Genomic DNA, 15,895 nt, shown 5'->3' on the forward strand with positions numbered 1-15,895 from the left:
ATGACCGTAGGCGCCTCCGCCGGTCGGGTGCCATCGGTCCAGGGTCCCTATCGAGGTAGGCCTGGCCCTACCCCAGGTCTCGTCCGGGCCGTAGTGCGTCACCAGGGGCTTCCGCGGTTTCGTGAAGACACCGACGAGCCGACGAGCCGAGGAGCAGGTACCGGTGGGGGAACACATGAGCAATGACGCGGTCCAACTGTGGGAGTTGACCCGGCAGTTCAGCTTGGGCACCACGTCCGTCACCGCCCTGGACCGGGTGTCGCTCATCTTCCCGAAGGCGACGTTCACCGCCGTGATGGGGCCGTCCGGCTCCGGCAAGTCGACCCTGCTGCAGTGCGCCGCGGGGCTGGACCGGTCCACGTCGGGTTCGGTCACCATCGGCGGGACCGAGTTGACCGGGCTGAGCGAGACCGAGCTGACCCTGCTGCGCCGTGAACGGATCGGCTTCGTGTTCCAGGCGTTCAACCTGCTGCCCTCGCTCACCGCCGCGCAGAACGTGGCCCTGCCGCTGCGACTGGCCGGCCGCCGCCCCCCGAAGGCGCGGGTCCGCGAAGTGCTGGAACAGGTCGGACTCGGTGACCGGGCGCGGCACCGGCCGACGGAGCTGTCCGGCGGCCAGCAGCAGCGCGTCGCCCTGGCCCGGGCCCTGATCACCCGACCCGAGGTGCTCTTCGGTGACGAACCAACAGGCGCGCTCGACTCGCGGACGAGTCGCGAGGTGCTCGACCTGCTGCGGGGCATGGTGGACCGCGAGGGGCAGACGGTCATCATGGTCACGCACGACCCGGTCGCGGCCTCCTGTGCCGACCGTGTCGTCTTCCTCGTCGACGGCCGTGTCCACGGCGAGTTGACCGGCGCCGGCGCCGAGGACATCGCCGCGCGCATGGCCAAGCTGGAGGCCGCGCCGTGCTGAGCACCGCCCTGCGCACCCTGCGCACCCGCTGGGTCACCTACGTCGGCAGCTTCGTCGCCCTCTCCCTGGGCGTGGCGCTGATCGCCGTCATGGGGCTGGCCCTGGCGTCCTCGCTGCACGCACCCGACCGCAAGCCCGAGCGGTTCGCCGCGGCACCGGTCGTTGTCAAGGGCGTGGACACCCTGCGGGTGCGCACCCCGATCGGCCTCCGCACCCGGAAACTCGTGCGGCCGCGCGCCGTGCCCGCCGATGTCGTCGCGAAGCTGAAGGACCTCGGGACCGTGGTCGTGGACCGTTCCTTCGCCGTACGGGCCCGGGGCGGCGCCGGCGATCTCGTGGGCCACCCCTGGTCCATCGCCGCCTTCGCGCCGTACCGGCTGGACTCGGGACGCGCGCCGAAGGCCGCGGACGAGGTCGTCGTCAGCGGTGACCGGTTCCGTCCTGGCACCCGGCTGCGGGCCGACGGCGGCACCGTGCGGGTCGTCGGCACCGTGGCCGGGCTGGGCTTCGAGAACGCCGTCTTCTACACCGACGCACGCGCCGCGCAGCTGGCACCGCACAGCGTCCAACTCGTCGTCGACGCGGAAGCGGTGGCCGTACGCACGGCGATGCGCGGCAGCGACGGCGTCCAGGTCCTGACCGGCGACGCGCGCCGGTACGCCGACGCCGATCCCGACCGGGACAGTGAGGAACTCACCGCGATGAACGCCCTGTTCGGCACGGCCGGCGGTGTCACGGGATTCGTGTCGGTGTTCGTGGTGGCGTCGACCTTCGCGTTCACGGTGGCTCAACGTCGCCGCGAGTTCGGGTTGTTGCGCATGGCCGGGGCGACGCCGGGGCAGATTCGCCGCCTGGTCGTCTCCGAGGCCCTCCTGATCGGTGTGCTCGCCTCGGCGACAGGCTGCGTGCTCGGCTCCTACGGCGCGCCGAAGCTCGCCGCGTGGACGGTCGACGAGGGCCTGGCGCCCCGCTGGTTCACCATCGGCGACTCCACCTGGCCGTACCAACTGGCCTTCTGGACAGGGCTGTTCGCCGCGTCGGCCGGAGCGCTGGCCGCCTCCTGGCGGGCGGGGTCCACCCGTCCCACCGAGGCGCTGCGCGAGGCGTCCGTGGACACCCGGACGATGACGTGGGGTCGCCGGCTGGTCGGCTCGGCCCTCCTGCTGACCGCCGTGGTGACGCTGGTCCTGGCCCTGGTGAACGATCCGAGCGGTCTGCTGCACCGCAAGACCTATGTGAGCCGTCCGATGCTGTTGATCACCGCGGTGGCACTGCTCGCGCCGGTACTGGTACCCCCGCTGATCCGGCTGATCGCCTGTCTGCCAGCCCAACTGCCGGGCGTCACCGGGATGTTGGTGCGGGAGAACGCCGTCGCCGGCGTCCGGCGCACGGCCGCTGTCGCGGCGCCCGTGCTGGTCACGGTCGCGCTGGCGGGATCGCTGCTGGTCGCCACGGCCACCCTCGCCGAGGCGAAGGTCACCGAGGTCAGCGCGCGGACCGCCGCCGATTTCGTGATCACCGCCGCGGGCGATGCGGGCTTCGACGACGCGACGCTGAGGAAGCTGCGCACCGTGCCCGACGCGGAGGTCTCCGCGACCTCGGCGAGTGCCGTGTACGTCCTGGAGGACAGCGTGGCGCTCATCCGCTCGGAGGCCCGCGCCGCCGACCCCCGCCTGCTCGCCGACACCACCGAACTGCCGCTCGTCGATGGGAGGTTGAGCGATCTCGACGACGACTCGATCATTGTCAACGAGGAGTGGGAGAAGCACACCGTGGGCGAGCGGGTGGACGTGTGGCTCGGCGACGGCAGGAAGAAGTCCCTGAGGATAGCCGCCGTCATGGCGACCGGCACCGGCGACAACGGCGTCTACGTCACACCGCGCAACGCCCCGGACGCACCCGTCGACCGGGTCGACGTACGCCTCGCGGACGGCGCCGACGCGACCGCCGTAGCCGCCGAACTGCGCGACGCGGTGCGGGCGTCGGGCGCGACGGTGCTCACCACCAGCCAGTGGGTGCGGTCGACGTACCCGGAGACCGACCGGACGACCCGGGCGGGCTTCCTGCTGGTCCTGGGCATCGCCCTGCTGTACACCGGCATCTCGCTGGCCAACACCATGGTCATGGCGACCTCCGACCGGGTCCGCGACCTGGCCGTGCTGCGCCTGGCCGGGGCCACCAGGTGGCAGGTGCTACGACTGGTGGCCGCCGAGGCGCTGACAGTCGTCGTGGTCGGCGGTGTGCTCGGGGTGCTGGTCGCCGGGCTCAACTTGCTCGGAATGTGGGGCGCGTTGGGCCTGCTCTCGGTGTGGACGCCGATCGAGATCCCCTGGGCGACGCTCGGTTGGACCGTGGCCACCTGCGCGGTACTCGCCGTGATCTCGGCGGTCGCCCCGGCCGCCCTCGCCCTGCGCCGCAGGGCGGTGGAACTGGCGGGCACACCGGAGTGACCGTCCCGAGCCATCGCTATGCCCGCGGCCCGAGCCGCATCGCATACCCCGCATGATGCAGCTCCTCGCCCCGGAACTCGCCGAACGCCCAGAACCCGAGGTCGTCGAAGTAGTCGATGCGGTCGCCGTCGATCCAGTACCGGCCCTCGTAGGCGTGCGGCCGGCCGCCCCAGGTCTCGTCGTAGCGGCCGTCGGCGGTCAACTCCTGGTGCAGGAAGTCGTTTTCGTCGATCCAGACGCCGATGCGCGGGCTGCCGGTGAGGTCCTGGGCGGTCGGGATGACCGCCTCGGGGGCGGTCGCGCGGCCGTCGGCGTCCGTGCCGGACCAGAGGACCAGCTTGCCGGCCGCTGTCAGGGCGCGGACCTCCTCCGGGCGGGCGAGCAATGTGGCCACCGCACCCTGCATATCCGGGGCGAACTCGTCCGGTACGACCAGCAGGTCCCCCGCGTTCCCCGGTGTCAACGTCCCTACGTACTCCGCACGGTGGCCCCGTCCGCCGACGAGCGCGATCGTGTCCACCACCGCCGGAACCACCGTCATGTCCGTGCAGTCGACGACGATGACGTTGTCGTCGCCCGTCGCCGTGATGATGCCCGGGCCGACGCCCACCAGCAGGGCGCCGACCAGCAGGACGTCGGCGCCGCGCAGGGTTCCGATCAGCGGGTCCATGGTCAGGACCGGGCGTTGGTGAACAGGATCGGGCGGTCCGTGTCGTTCGCGGCGATCTCGTCGAGGGCCTTGCTGTTCCGGGTCGCGGTGTCCGTGTCGGCTTTCGTGCCGGTTTCCGTGCGGGTGACGCTCATCGTCCGCTCCTCGGGTGGGTCTCCAGGTGGTGCCGCACGGAGCCTGGTCGCGCCCGAGGAGCGCAACCAGGCTGCCTTTTACCCAGGTGTCGGACACCCACCCTGCGCTCAGCTCCCGGCGGCGGCCGTGAGTGCTTCGAGCGCGCTGGCCTGCGTACGCCAGTCGGACTGGTTCGGGCTGGTGCCCGCCCAGCGTTCACCGAGGGCGTTGAGCGTGGACCGGTCCAGCGCCCACAGGGTGTCGGCCTGTTTCTGGATGTAGGCCTGGTAGGTGGTCGAACCGGTCGCCTTCGCCAGGTCGGCGAAGTTCCGCATGAAGATGCCCTTGAACTGCTTCTGGTTGTCGTCGCAGGACGCCGAGCCGACATCGCAGGATTCGGTCAGCACTCCGCCCACCGTCAGCTGCGAGCTGCTCATCGCCGCGTCCGCCAGAGTCCGCGCCGTGGTCAGCATCGAGCTGTCGCCCGTCGTCTTCCACAGTTCCGTGAAGGCGCCGATGGCCAGGCCCTGGTTGTAACTCCACACGGTGGAACCGTTGTTGGCGCAGGACGAGGAGAGCCCGTCGTTCACCAGACCCGCGGAGTTGATCATCCCGCTGGCCTTGTACCAGGCGGCCGACGCCTTCGCCCGTTGCAGCCAGACCGTGTCACCGGCGATGCGCTGGTGCAGCGCGGTGGTCAGCCACAGGTACTGCCCGTTCGTCACCGCGTTCTTGTAGGTCCGCTCACGGTCCCACCACACACCACCGCCGCAGGTACTGGTGTCCCAGTACTGCTGGACGTAATTCGCAATGGTGACAGCCTCGTTGAGATAGCGCGCGTCGTGCGTGTAGTCGTACGCGTCGATCCAAGCGATCGCCCACCAGCCCGAGTCGTCGATCGACCGGCTGATGAAGTCGCCCTCGATCGCATCCGAACTCCGCGTCCCGGCCGGGAAGACGCCCTTGTTCTGGTCGAAGGTGCGGGCGATGATCCAGTCGTAGGCGTGCGTGCCGGTCGTCTTCGCGAAGTCGATGACGGAGGTGAGGGTCGCCGCCGAGTTCCACCAACTGCTGGGCCACCAGCCGTTGTAGGGGTCGTACGACGTCATCAGCGCGTCCGCCGCGGCACGCGCCTTCGTCGGTACGGGCCGGTACCACGCGGTGCAGCTGCCCTCGTTGTGGCTCGCCTCCCGGCCGCAGGCGCGGACCGCGCCGCCGTAGAGGAGACCGCGCGGATCGCGGGCGGCGTACATCGCGGTGCGGGTCGTGGTCGCTCCGGACGGGGTGCTCGTCCGGCCGAGGGAAGAGCCGTCCGGCCAGGTCGAGCCGCCGTCCCAGGAACGGTCCAACCAGATCTCGTCACCCGCGCCACCGGTGTCGATGCTTCCCCAGGCCATCGAGTTCTTCTGGTCCACGTGCAGCCGAATGGTGCGGCCGTAGAGGGTGGTCGAGGGCACCGGCTGGTTGTCGCCCGCCGCCTGGCCCGCGCTCGTGCCGTCGCAGACGGTGTCGCAGACTGTGGGGTAGACCCAGTTCGTGCAGCCGACGCCGGCCGCGTCGCCGCAGGCGCGGACGAGGCCGCGCTTGTGGTTGCGCGGGTCGGTGATGTTGTACATCAGCGTCCTTGTACCGGTCCAAGTGCTCGGGATGCTCGCCTTGCCGAGCAGGCCGTCCCAAGTGGCGCCACCGTCCCAGGACCGGTCCAACCACACCGCGTCGCCGCTCGTACCGTTGTCGATGCTGGCCCACGCCATGTCGTCGGCGTCGGACACATGGAGCCGGACGACCCGTCCGTTGAGGGTCTTGTCCGGCACTGGAAACGTTTCCTGTTTCGCCTGCGACGGGTCGAGCGTGTCACAGGCCAGGACGCACACCTGGGTGGCGGCGGACGCCGGCGACGCGACCGGGACCAGTGCCACGAACGCGAGAGCGGCCGTCAGCAGAAAACTGAGGAACCGCGGTCTGACAACGATGTCGACACCATGTAGGGACACCGGAACTCGCCTCGATTTCACGATGGGGGACGCTGGGCGTGAATGGATTCAGCCTCTGGATCAATGGTCCATACCTCTACCCGTCCTCGACGCAGTGAACCGGCTTGGTGCGGCCCTGTCAATGTCGTAAGGTGCGCTTTTTTCGCGGGAGTTGAGGGCTCTCGTGATGGGTTGACACCCGCTCTTCCGGCGCCCATCATCGGTGCGAACTTCGGCGAGTCGGCTCGCGTACCCGTTGCTCTTCCCCTTCCAGGCCCTCGCGGTCGATCGGTTTGAATCGATTCACACGCCTGGTTGTCCAGTTGAGCCGCTGGTTCCCCCACCGATCCGGGAGGCACTCATGCGCCGCCGCAGGCCACCGCAGAACCGAAAGCCCAGACCAGGCCGCCTAGTTGGGCTCACCATGACGGTGGCCGCCGCACTGGCCGTGGCCCCGGCTCTGTCCGCCGGTGCGGTGCCGGCGACCGCAACGCCCGTTCCCAATGCGGCACTTGACGCCGTGAACTACTCGCCGACCTCCCGCACCCTCAAGCCGGCCGCCGTCTACCGCACGTCCGGCAGTGTCGCGAACCCGACGAACGTCCTCAACGGGCAGGCGACCCGGATCTCCGGCTCGCAGTCGGCCATCACGCTCGACTTCGGGAAAGAAGTCGGCGGCTTGGTAACGTTGTCATTCGGCACTACCAGCTCCAGCGGTCAACGCGTCGGCCTGGCCTTCAGCGAGTCGTCCCTGTACGTGGGCAACAACAGCGACCGCAGCAGCGGCCGCGACGGCGAAGACGGCGCCCTCTACACCACACCCTCCGCCAACGGCACCTATACCGTGCCCACCGCTCAACTCCGGGGAGGATTCCGCTACTTGACGGTCTTCCTCGACGGCTCGGGCTGGGTGGACCTCAACGGCGTCAGCCTCACCTTCACCGCGGCACCGGGGAAGTCCAACCCGGCGGACTACGCCAACTACTTCACCTCCAGCGACGAGTTGCTCAACCGCATCTGGTACGCCGGGGCCTACACCGTGCAGTTGAACACCATCGCCTCCAACCAGGGCCGCGCCTGGCCCCCGCCCTCCTCGGCCTGGGACAACAGCGCCACCGTCGGCGTCGGCGACTCCGTGCTGGTCGACGGGGCGAAGCGCGACCGCACGGTGTGGCCCGGCGACATGGGCATCGCCGTCCCCACGCAGTACGCGTACTCGAACGACCTCACCTCGACCCGCAACGCGCTCACCACGATGTACAACGCGCAGTCGTCGGCGGGTGAAATCCCTTGGTCCGGGCCGCCGTTCAACCTCACCGGCTCGGACACCTACCACACGTGGACGCTGCTCGGGACGTCCACGTACTACACGTACACCGGCGACCGGTCGTGGCTGGACTCCGAATGGTCCAACTACAAGCGCGGGATGACCTTCATCACCAACAAGATCGACGGCAACAACCTGCTCAATGTCACCCGCACCCAGGACTGGGCCCGCGTCGGCCAGGGCGGCGAGAACATCTCCGCCAACGCGCTGCTGTACGGCGCCCTCAAGGGCGGCGCCACCCTCGCCACGGTCGAGGGCGACAGCGCGCTCGCCGCGAGCTGGAACAGCAAGGCCGCCGCGATCAAGTCCGCGGCCAACTCCCTGCTGTGGGACGCCTCCAAGGGCATGTACAAGGACAACCCCACCAGCGGGCTGTACCCGCAGGACGGCAACTCCCTCGCCGTCTGGTACGGGTTGAGCGACTCCACCGCCAAGTCGAAAAGCATCATCGCGGGGCTCGGCAACAACTGGGGCATCTACGGCCCGACAACGCCCGAATGGGGCGGCAACGTCTCGCCGTTCGCCGGCGGCATGGAGCTGAACGCCCGCTTCACCGCCAACGACGACTTCACCGCGCTGGACCAGATCCGCCGCACCTGGGGCCACATGCTCGACAGTGGCATCGGCACGAAGAGCACGTTCTGGGAGGGCATCCAGTCCGACGGCGGCCTGGCGTACGGCGGTTCGTTCATGAGCCTCGCGCACGGCTGGTCCACGGCACCCACCTCCACGCTCACCTTCGACGTGCTCGGCACCGCCCCCGAGTCGGCGACCGGCGCCTACCGCTTCGTCCCGCACCCCGGCGACCTGACCAGCGCCCAGGGCCGCATCACCATGCCCCAGGGCGCCATCAACGCGTCCTGGTCCCGCGACCCGTCGGCCGGCACCTACTCGGCCACCCTCTCCAGCCCGTCGGGCAGCAGCGGCCGTATCGGCGTCCCGAAGCTGGGCGGCGACATCACGGTGACCGTGAACGGCGCGACCGTCTGGAGCAACGGAGCGTTCACGCCCACCTCCGGCATCACCGCCGGCAGCCAGGACGACACCTACGTCTACCTCGCCGGCGTCGCCCCCGGCAGCTACACCGTCTCCGCCACCGGCCTCGGCAACCCGTCGGCGCCCACCGAACCCGGCACCGGCGCCCTGCACGCGGGCTACACCCGGTGCGCGGGCGAGGGCGGCACCTGCTCCTTCAGCGGCACCCGCTCGGTGGCCTACGGCGCCGGGACGTACACGTACAAGACCGTGACCAGCAGCACCGCCTGCTCGAACGATTCCTTTGGCGGCGACCCGGCGGCCAACCTCGTCAAGTCCTGCTACGTCGCCGACGTGGGCGGCCCGCCGGGATACACCGCCTGCGCGGCGGAGAACGGCACCTGCGCCGTGCCCGGTTACAACCGTGACGTGGCCTACGGCGCCAACGGCAACTTCGTCCACCAGGTCACCAACGGCTCCGTCGCCTGCACCAACGCCCACTTCGGCGATCCCATCGACGGCGTCGCCAAGTCCTGCTACCTGCCGCCCGCCGGAGCCCCGGCCGGAGGCTGGACCAAGTGCGCGGACCAGAACGGCACTTGTGCCGCCGTCGCGGGTCAGCCGGTGATGTACGGCGCCTACGGAGCGTTCACCACGGCCACCGCCACCGGCGACACCGCGTGCACCGACGCCACGTTCGGCGACCCCATCTCCGGTGAGTCGAAGGCCTGTTACACCGCGACCGGCGGTCCGGTCGGCTACGCCACCAACTGCTCGGCGGAAGGCGGCACTTGTGCCTTCAGCGGACAGCAGACCGTCGCCTACGGCGCCCGCGGCCGCTTCCTCTACAAGGCCTTCAGCGGCGGCGCGAACTGCACGACGGCGGCCTTCGGTTCCGACCCGCTGCCGAACGTGAGCAAGTTCTGCTACCTCACGTCCTGAGCGGCCCCACGCATCCGGCAGCCTCCACTCCCCGCGTGACCGGAGGCTGCCGGATCACTCCGGATGGGCCACTGCCTCCTTCTGCAGATGCACAGCGGCCAGCAGGCTCAGTCGCGGCTCCGCCTGGCGCAGCGCACGCACCGCCGCGACGGAGGTGATGTCCCCGTCGAAGCCGACGGCGGTCAGTCGGGACCTGACCCAACGGCCGCGCAGCTGGCTGTCGTTGGCGGCTGCGGTGGACTCGACGAGCGCGGCGGCGCGTTCCAGGCCGGGGCGCTCCTCGGGAGAGGCCCCGGCCAGCGCATGGCGCAGGGCCGCCGCGACCACGTCGGCATCCCGGATGGTCAGCACGAAGGTGTTCTTCTTGCTCAGTCCCGCGATTCCAGTCATGGGGCTCAGCCTGCCGACCATGTTCCGTACGGGCCAAGCGACTTGAGGAGATTCAGAGCCTCGGCCGCTGGTCCTCGTCCCGCGCGGTCAACGCGAAGGCCAGCAACGCCGTCGTCGTGAAGTCCAGTGACGGTTCCACCGTCTGCCAGGCGCCCACGGCGTCCACGTACCGCGAGCCCTTGCCGTCGAAGTCGGTCCAGGCTCCCGACGGTGGGGCGGCGGTGCACTTCTTCATGGTGGGGAAGCGGTTCAACTCGGCCAGTTTGTCAGCCGCGTTGGGGCCGTTGACCACCGCGCCGCGCAGGATCGCGCCCTTGCCGTCGAGGCTGCCGCGGAGGTTGGCCAACTGGTGTTCCGGGCAGTGCGGGTAGACCTCGCCCGCGCCGATCACGAAGCTGGTGCCCCAGGGGTTGGCGCCGAGCGCCCAGCCCCGCTGCCGGCCGGCGAACGCGTCGTAGCGGGTGTCCCCGGTGGCCTTGGCGTAGAGGCGGGCGGTGGCCACCAGCCCGAACGTGTGCGGTACGGCGTCGAAGTCGTCGTAGACCGCACCGGCCCCGAACGGATCGTGCTCCGCGTGATCGACCCCGTCCTCCAACTGGCGCCGCAGGTCCTTGTTGAGGTCCTCGGCCCCAACTCCGTTGCTGCGGGCGCCGTCCAGAGCGGTGGTCAGGCCGACGTGGGCCAGGGCGCTGACGTCCGCGACGTTGAGGGTGTCCTTGACGTCGGAGTCCAGGTAGGCCTTGGCCCAGTGGGCCGCCTCGCCGGTCCAGTCGGCCTCCCGGTCGTCGCTCAAGTCTCGTGCGGCCAGGGCCAGTTCGGCACCCGCGAACTCCATGTCGTCCTGCCAGGAGTCCTCGGGATAGAACGCGCTCGGGAAGGCGGTGACGAGCGGCTTGTCGGGGTCGTGGTCGGTGTCGGCCAGGTTGTAGACGGCGGCAGCCTTGTCCAGCCACTCCCGCGCCTGGTCCGGGTCGCTGTCGGCCGTGCGCTGCGCGGCGAGGGCGAACACCGCGGCCACCCGTCCCGCCAGACTCGGAGTGATCGGCTCGCCCGGCTTGTTGGCGCGGAACACCGGCCGGTGCTTGATCGTGTAGTCCGGGTCGCCGGGCGCTACATCGAGCCGGTCGTCGGCCTCCGGCAGCCGCCACACGTCGTGATCCGTCCGTACGGCGTCGTTGCCCGCGCCGATGCCGACCTGGGCGTAGAGCGTCTCGCTGTCCCCGTCCCACATCTTGTCCACCCACTCCAGCCCGTGCCCGGCCTCGGCGGACAGCGACTCCATGTCGGGCAAGTCCCGCTCGGCGAGCAGGAGTTCGGCGGTCGAGTAGGAAGTGGTGCCGGTGAACTTCAGGAAGTCGCCCGCGTCGAACCAGCCGCCCGCGACATCGGCCGTGACACCGGTCGGGGTCAGCCGCTCGTCGAGCAGTTCCTCGCCCGCCTCGTCGTAGTGCGGGTCGGCGTAGACGGTCGCCTCCTCGTCGGCGAGATGGGACGGGCCGTGGGACAGACCGCCGGACACCACATCGGCGCCGTCGCGCTGCGCCTGCAGGAAGCGGACGTTGTCCCGGACGAGCGGGGTCATCAGCTCGTTCGCGTCGGCGATCCGGAAGGCGGGGGAGCGGCCGGCCGCGCTGCCGGACAGGACGATGCGGTACGTGCCGGGGGTGTCCAGCGCGGAGAGGTCGACGGTCCGCACAGACGGAAACTTGGCGTTCCAGTGGCCGCTGACCGCACCGAGCCTGCCCGCCGTGACCACCTTGTTCTTCGCGTCCACGACCTTGAAACGCGCCCCCGCGAGCGCCTTCGTGGGCCCCATGACGTACGCCTGTTTCGTCTCGCCGCGCACATAGCCGACCTGGTCGACGCGGACGGCCACATGGGTCGAGGAAGGGGTGGCGGCCTCGCCGTAGACATTGAGTCCGACGAGTACAGCGCCGATGCTCACGGCGGTGGTGGTGACCAGCACCACTGGGCTGCGCAATACGTTCATGCGCCCACGGTGCCGGGACCTTCATGAGATGAAGATGAGGACGCCGGGGGTGCGTCCGTCGGGAGCCGGAGTTCGGCGAGCAGGCCGCCGCCGGGGGCGTCCGTGAGGCGGGCGGTGCCGTGGTGCAGACCGGCGACCCAGCGGACGATGGCGAGGCCCGCGCCCGTACCTGGACCGGTCCTGGTGACTCCGCGTGCGAACACGCGTTCCCGGTCCGCGAGCGGTACGCCGTCCCCGTGGTCGCGGACCGTGACCAGCCCCGGTGCGACGCCGACCTCCACCGGCTCGGCCGTCATCGTCACGCTCTCGTGGTCCGGAAGCTCCTCGACCGTGGTCTCCACCAACTGGTCCAGCCGCAACGGCACCAGCTCGACCCGCTGCGCCCCCGAATCCAGCCGCGCCCTGGCGAGCAGCCCGGTGACCAGCCGACTCAGCCGGTCGACCAGCCGTAGTGCCTCGTCGGACGACTCGTTCCGCTCCACGACAAGCCGCAGCGTCGCCAGCGGCGTCCGCAGCTCGTGCGCCGCCTCGGCCAGGAACTGCTCCTGCTCGCCGAGCCCACGCAGCGCGGGCCGCATGGCCCGCCCGGACAGCAGATGTCCTACGGCCGCCGCGCGGGCTGCTCCCTGCGGCACAACGTCCTTACGCGTACGACCAGTTCGGCGAAGGCGAACGGCTTCACCAGGTAGTCGTCCGCCCCGTGATCGAAGCCGGCCACCCGGTCGCTCACCGCGTCCAGTGCCGTCAGCAGCGGGAAGGGCAGCACCGATCCCGCGCGCCGGTGTGCGGCGAGCAGCGTGAGGGAGTCGCCGTCCGGGACCGAGCGGTCGGCCACGACACAGTCGTAGCGATGGACGGACAGCTTGAGATCCGCCTCGGCCAGCGTGTGCGCGAGGTCCACCGCGAACCCCGCGTCACGCAGTCGAGCAGCGACGACGGGCCCCAGCCCGGGGTCGTCCTCCAAGACCATTACGCGCATGGGCCGGAGCTTAGGCGACGTCGGGCCGCGCTCCCGGATGCCGTACGCTGAGTGCGCTGCCCGCCGCCCTGAGTGATCAACTGCTGGGCACGGTGTCCTCGAATGTGGTGCCCGCGCCCCGGTACGCCGCGACCTTGGCGGCGACCTGCGCCGGCGTGAGGACCTGGTCCTTGACGTGCAGGACGTAGTCGACCTGCTCGTCGTAGGCGCGCGGGGTGGAGCTGGTGAGGCCGCCGAAGTCGATCAGCCACTGGTTGAAGTTGATCGACATCGGCCGCTCCGGGAGGTACGCGGCGTCGTGGGTGCCGAAGAGCTGGCCGTCGATGTAGTACTTGATGCTGCTGTTGTCGATGGTCAGCACCAGGTCGTGCCAGCCGTTGTAGCTCTGCCGGCCCTCGGTGTGCTGGTTGACCGCGATCCACGGGTCGGCCTGGTAGGTCTCCCAGGACGTCGTGTAGAGGATGTTGGAGTTCTCGCCCCAGCCGCCGTTGGGGAGGTACTCGAAGTCGTACTCGGAGTAGTCGTCCGCCAACGGGGCCGTGAGGTCGTTGATGGTGAAGAACGTCTGCACGAGGTGGTCGCCGTCCGGCCCCGACTTGGGCGCGTCGTTGAACTTGACCCGGGCCGCGTAGGTGCCGTTCTTGAACTTCCTTGTGTTGGTGACGACTTCGGTCTGCTTGGTGCTCTCGCCGGTGCCGGACGTCGACGTCTCCAGGTTCATCACGGAGTTGCCGCTCGTGCCGGCGAACGTGACGTTCTCGGGCGCCCAGGTGGCGCCGGAGACACCGGGACCGCCGGAACTGGAGCGCACGCTCCAGCCGTGTGACGAGATCTTCGGATCGTTGTAGGCGCTGTAGTTGAAGTCGTCGAACAGCGTGGCGCCGGTGGCCGGGGGATCGGTCGGCGGGTCCGTGGGCGGGTTCGTCGGGTCGTTGCCCGCGGGGGCGGTGCCCCACAGCGTGGCGCCGGACAACTGCGCGGTGACCTTGGACCAGTCGGCGTACGACGTCTGCGAGGCGCCGAAGGAGTAGTCGTCGCTCTGGTTCAGCGGCTGCCACGTCGACTGGTAGAAGCGCAGCTGCATGTCACCGGTGTCGGCACCCGGCGCGAGGGTGCCCGCGCCGGAGGTGAAGCCGATCTCCAGGTAACGGTCCGCCGTGGCCGTCGGGTTGGCGAGCGTGCCGAAGGTGCCCGTGACGTTGGCACAGCCCTTGACGGCCCAGGAACACGCGAAGCGGTAACTCGCGCTCGCCGAGTCCGCCTTGAAGTAGTAGCGGAACTTGACGCTCGCCAACTGCACTGTGCTGGAGCCGGTGTTCTTCACCTTGAACCATGGCTCGGACTGGTCGGCCGTGGCTCCCGTGGCGCTGGTGCGGTACTGCACGCTCAGTCCGTCGCCCGCCGCGCTCGCGGTGGACGGCATCGCGGTGAGCGCGGCGGCGCCCATGGCCACCGCGACGGCGGCGGACGCGGCGGCACGCAGTCTGTTCTTCGCGAACCTCGTGTCGAACCTCTTGTCGAGTCTCATGTCGTGCCTCTCCAGAAAGGTGGGGTGATTCCGGAACGGACAGGTGAGGGGCGGTACTTGAGGGGGGTGGCACTGGAAGGGGATGGCTCAGGGGCGGTACGGGACCCCGAGCGCGTCCAGGCGGGCCGTGTGGTCGTCGAGCCGGGCACGGAAGTCCGCCCAGTCGGTCGCGCCGCTCCAGGCACGGTCGGCGAGGGCGCACAGGCGGGGGTAGGTGAGGTACTCGATGCGCTCGGGCGTCTTGACGAACTCGGTCCACAACTGCGCCTGCGTGCCCAACACCCGCTCGGCCGCGCTGTGTTCGGCGTCCTCGGGGACAGAGTCGTGGGCGTGGACGGCGCGCAGATCCACGACGCTGCCGGGCTGGGCCGGAGGTTCGCCCGGGTCCTCGGACTGGGCGTAGTCGAGATAGGTCGCCCGGTGATAGGCGCTCACGACAGGGTGGCCGCGGCGGGCCGCCGCCAGAGTGTGCTGTGCGTCGCGCCAGGTCATCACCGTGAAATCCAGGGGCAGTTCGGCCCCCGTCTCGGCCCAGCCGACCGGACGCCGCCCCTGTCGGACGAGGAAGTCCCCGATCTGCCCGAGGAACCAGCCGTGCAGTTCCGCAGGACTCGACAGGCCCTGTCCCACGGCCCGTTCGCGGGCGGCGACACTGTGCGTCCACTCGTCGGTGGGACACTCCTCGCCGCCGACATGGATGTACGGCGAGGGGAAGACGTCCATGACCTCGTCCAGGACCGTACGGCAGAAGTCGAGGACCTCGTCGTGGACCCCGAGGACGGTGTCGCACACGCCCCAGCGCGTCCAGACGTCCAGGGTGCGCTCCGGGTTGTTGCCCAGTTCGGGATAGGCGGCGAGGGCGGCCCGTACGTGCCCGGGCATCTCCATCTCCGGCATGACGGTGACTCCGCGAGCGGTCGCATAGCTCACCAGGTCGGCGAGTTCGGCCCGTGTGTACGCCCCGCCGTGCGGGACACCGTCGTACAAGTCGATGCCGGCGGGGCCCACTTGGGACTCGGCGCGATGACCGCCGATCTCGGTGAGCTTCGGGTAGGCGGACACCGGCATGCGCCAGCCCTGGTCGTCCGTGAGGTGCAGATGGAACACGCTGATCTTGTGCAGCGCCAACAGGTCGACGTACCGGCGCAGATAGGAGACGGGCTGGAAGTGCCGGGCCACGTCGAGCATCGCGCCGCGCCAGGGATGGCGGGGGAGGTCGGTGATCTCGACACACGGCAGCACCCACCCGGTGTCGGGCTGCGGGGACTCCGACAGGGCTTGTGGGGGCAGGAGTTGGCGGATCGTCTGGATGCCGCGCAGCAGACCGGTGAGGTGCGCGGCGCGCAGCAGTACGGCGTGCGGGGCGACGGTGAGGCCGTATCCCTCCTCGCCGAGACCGGCCAGTCCGGCGAGGCCGGGGTCGAGCGTGAGGGTCAACCGGCCCTCGGGGGAGGCCGGGAGAGGCAGCCCGGTGGCCGGGGCGAGCAGGGTGCGCAGCAGCTCCGCAGCCGGTTCGGCGCCCGCGCCGATGTGCATGGCGGTTTCGGCGTCGAGCGTGAACTGCCCTGGCCGGACGGCCGATTTGGTGGGTCTGGGGACGAGGGAGAGCACGGAACGCTGTGCGGGCATGGGGCGTCTCCGGGA

Annotated in this window: 12 protein-coding genes; 3 read left to right on the plus strand and 9 right to left on the minus strand. The window is 70.1% G+C overall.

The window, feature by feature from the left end:
• The first annotated feature begins 175 nt into the window (after window positions 1-175).
• Window positions 176-913 (plus strand): ABC transporter ATP-binding protein, encoded by a 738-nt coding sequence (locus AC31A1_RS05825; protein ID WP_489652167.1) that lies wholly within the window; start codon window positions 176-178, stop codon window positions 911-913.
• Window positions 907-3,363: an ABC transporter permease gene (locus AC31A1_RS05830; protein WP_489652168.1), complete on the plus strand. Its 2,457-nt coding sequence runs from the start codon at window positions 907-909 to the stop codon at window positions 3,361-3,363. Before AC31A1_RS05825 ends, AC31A1_RS05830 begins: the two co-directional genes overlap by 7 nt.
• 16 nt (window positions 3,364-3,379) lie before the next feature.
• Here the strand turns inward: AC31A1_RS05830 and AC31A1_RS05835 are convergent, their stop codons facing one another.
• The 3 genes from AC31A1_RS05835 to AC31A1_RS05845 all read right to left on the minus strand — a co-directional run bounded on the left by AC31A1_RS05835 (window position 3,380) and on the right by AC31A1_RS05845 (window position 6,141).
• Window positions 3,380-4,033: an Atu4866 domain-containing protein gene (locus AC31A1_RS05835; protein ID WP_489652169.1), complete on the minus strand. Its 654-nt coding sequence runs from the start codon at window positions 4,031-4,033 to the stop codon at window positions 3,380-3,382.
• Between the two features lie 2 nt (window positions 4,034-4,035).
• Complete coding sequence (locus AC31A1_RS05840) at window positions 4,036-4,167, minus strand: hypothetical protein (RefSeq protein WP_489652170.1); 132 nt, start codon at window positions 4,165-4,167, stop codon at window positions 4,036-4,038.
• Between the two features lie 108 nt (window positions 4,168-4,275).
• Window positions 4,276-6,141 (minus strand): glycoside hydrolase family 76 protein, encoded by a 1,866-nt coding sequence (locus tag AC31A1_RS05845; RefSeq protein WP_489652171.1) that lies wholly within the window; start codon window positions 6,139-6,141, stop codon window positions 4,276-4,278.
• 403 nt (window positions 6,142-6,544) lie between these two features.
• Between AC31A1_RS05845 and AC31A1_RS05850 the strand changes: the two genes are divergently transcribed.
• On the plus strand, window positions 6,545-9,364 hold the full coding sequence (locus AC31A1_RS05850; RefSeq protein WP_489652172.1) for an alpha-L-rhamnosidase-related protein: 2,820 nt from the start codon (window positions 6,545-6,547) through the stop codon (window positions 9,362-9,364).
• A 54-nt stretch (window positions 9,365-9,418) separates the two neighbouring features.
• On the opposite strand, the gene AC31A1_RS05855 is transcribed toward AC31A1_RS05850, so the two are convergent.
• The 6 genes from AC31A1_RS05855 to AC31A1_RS05880 all read right to left on the minus strand — a co-directional run bounded on the left by AC31A1_RS05855 (window position 9,419) and on the right by AC31A1_RS05880 (window position 15,880).
• Window positions 9,419-9,754 carry a hypothetical protein gene (locus AC31A1_RS05855; RefSeq protein WP_489652173.1) on the minus strand — a complete coding sequence of 112 codons (336 nt, stop codon included), beginning with the start codon at window positions 9,752-9,754 and terminating at the stop codon, window positions 9,419-9,421.
• A gap of 52 nt (window positions 9,755-9,806) precedes the next feature.
• Window positions 9,807-11,744, minus strand: a complete 1,938-nt coding sequence (locus AC31A1_RS05860; RefSeq protein ID WP_489652174.1) for a glycoside hydrolase family 9 protein — start codon at window positions 11,742-11,744, stop codon at window positions 9,807-9,809.
• Window positions 11,741-12,379 (minus strand): sensor histidine kinase, encoded by a 639-nt coding sequence (locus AC31A1_RS05865; RefSeq protein ID WP_489652175.1) that lies wholly within the window; start codon window positions 12,377-12,379, stop codon window positions 11,741-11,743. Before AC31A1_RS05865 ends, AC31A1_RS05860 begins: the two co-directional genes overlap by 4 nt.
• Window positions 12,346-12,723, minus strand: a complete 378-nt coding sequence (locus AC31A1_RS05870) for a response regulator (RefSeq protein WP_489652176.1) — start codon at window positions 12,721-12,723, stop codon at window positions 12,346-12,348. The genes AC31A1_RS05865 and AC31A1_RS05870 overlap by 34 nt, the downstream gene beginning before the upstream one ends.
• A gap of 76 nt (window positions 12,724-12,799) precedes the next feature.
• Window positions 12,800-14,251 carry a cellulose binding domain-containing protein gene (locus tag AC31A1_RS05875; RefSeq protein WP_489652177.1) on the minus strand — a complete coding sequence of 484 codons (1,452 nt, stop codon included), beginning with the start codon at window positions 14,249-14,251 and terminating at the stop codon, window positions 12,800-12,802.
• An 87-nt stretch (window positions 14,252-14,338) separates the two neighbouring features.
• On the minus strand, window positions 14,339-15,880 hold the full coding sequence (locus tag AC31A1_RS05880; RefSeq protein WP_489652180.1) for a beta-N-acetylhexosaminidase: 1,542 nt from the start codon (window positions 15,878-15,880) through the stop codon (window positions 14,339-14,341).
• Between the last annotated feature and the right edge of the window lie 15 nt (window positions 15,881-15,895).

Source organism: Streptomyces sp. P5F9, from assembly GCF_057961495.1.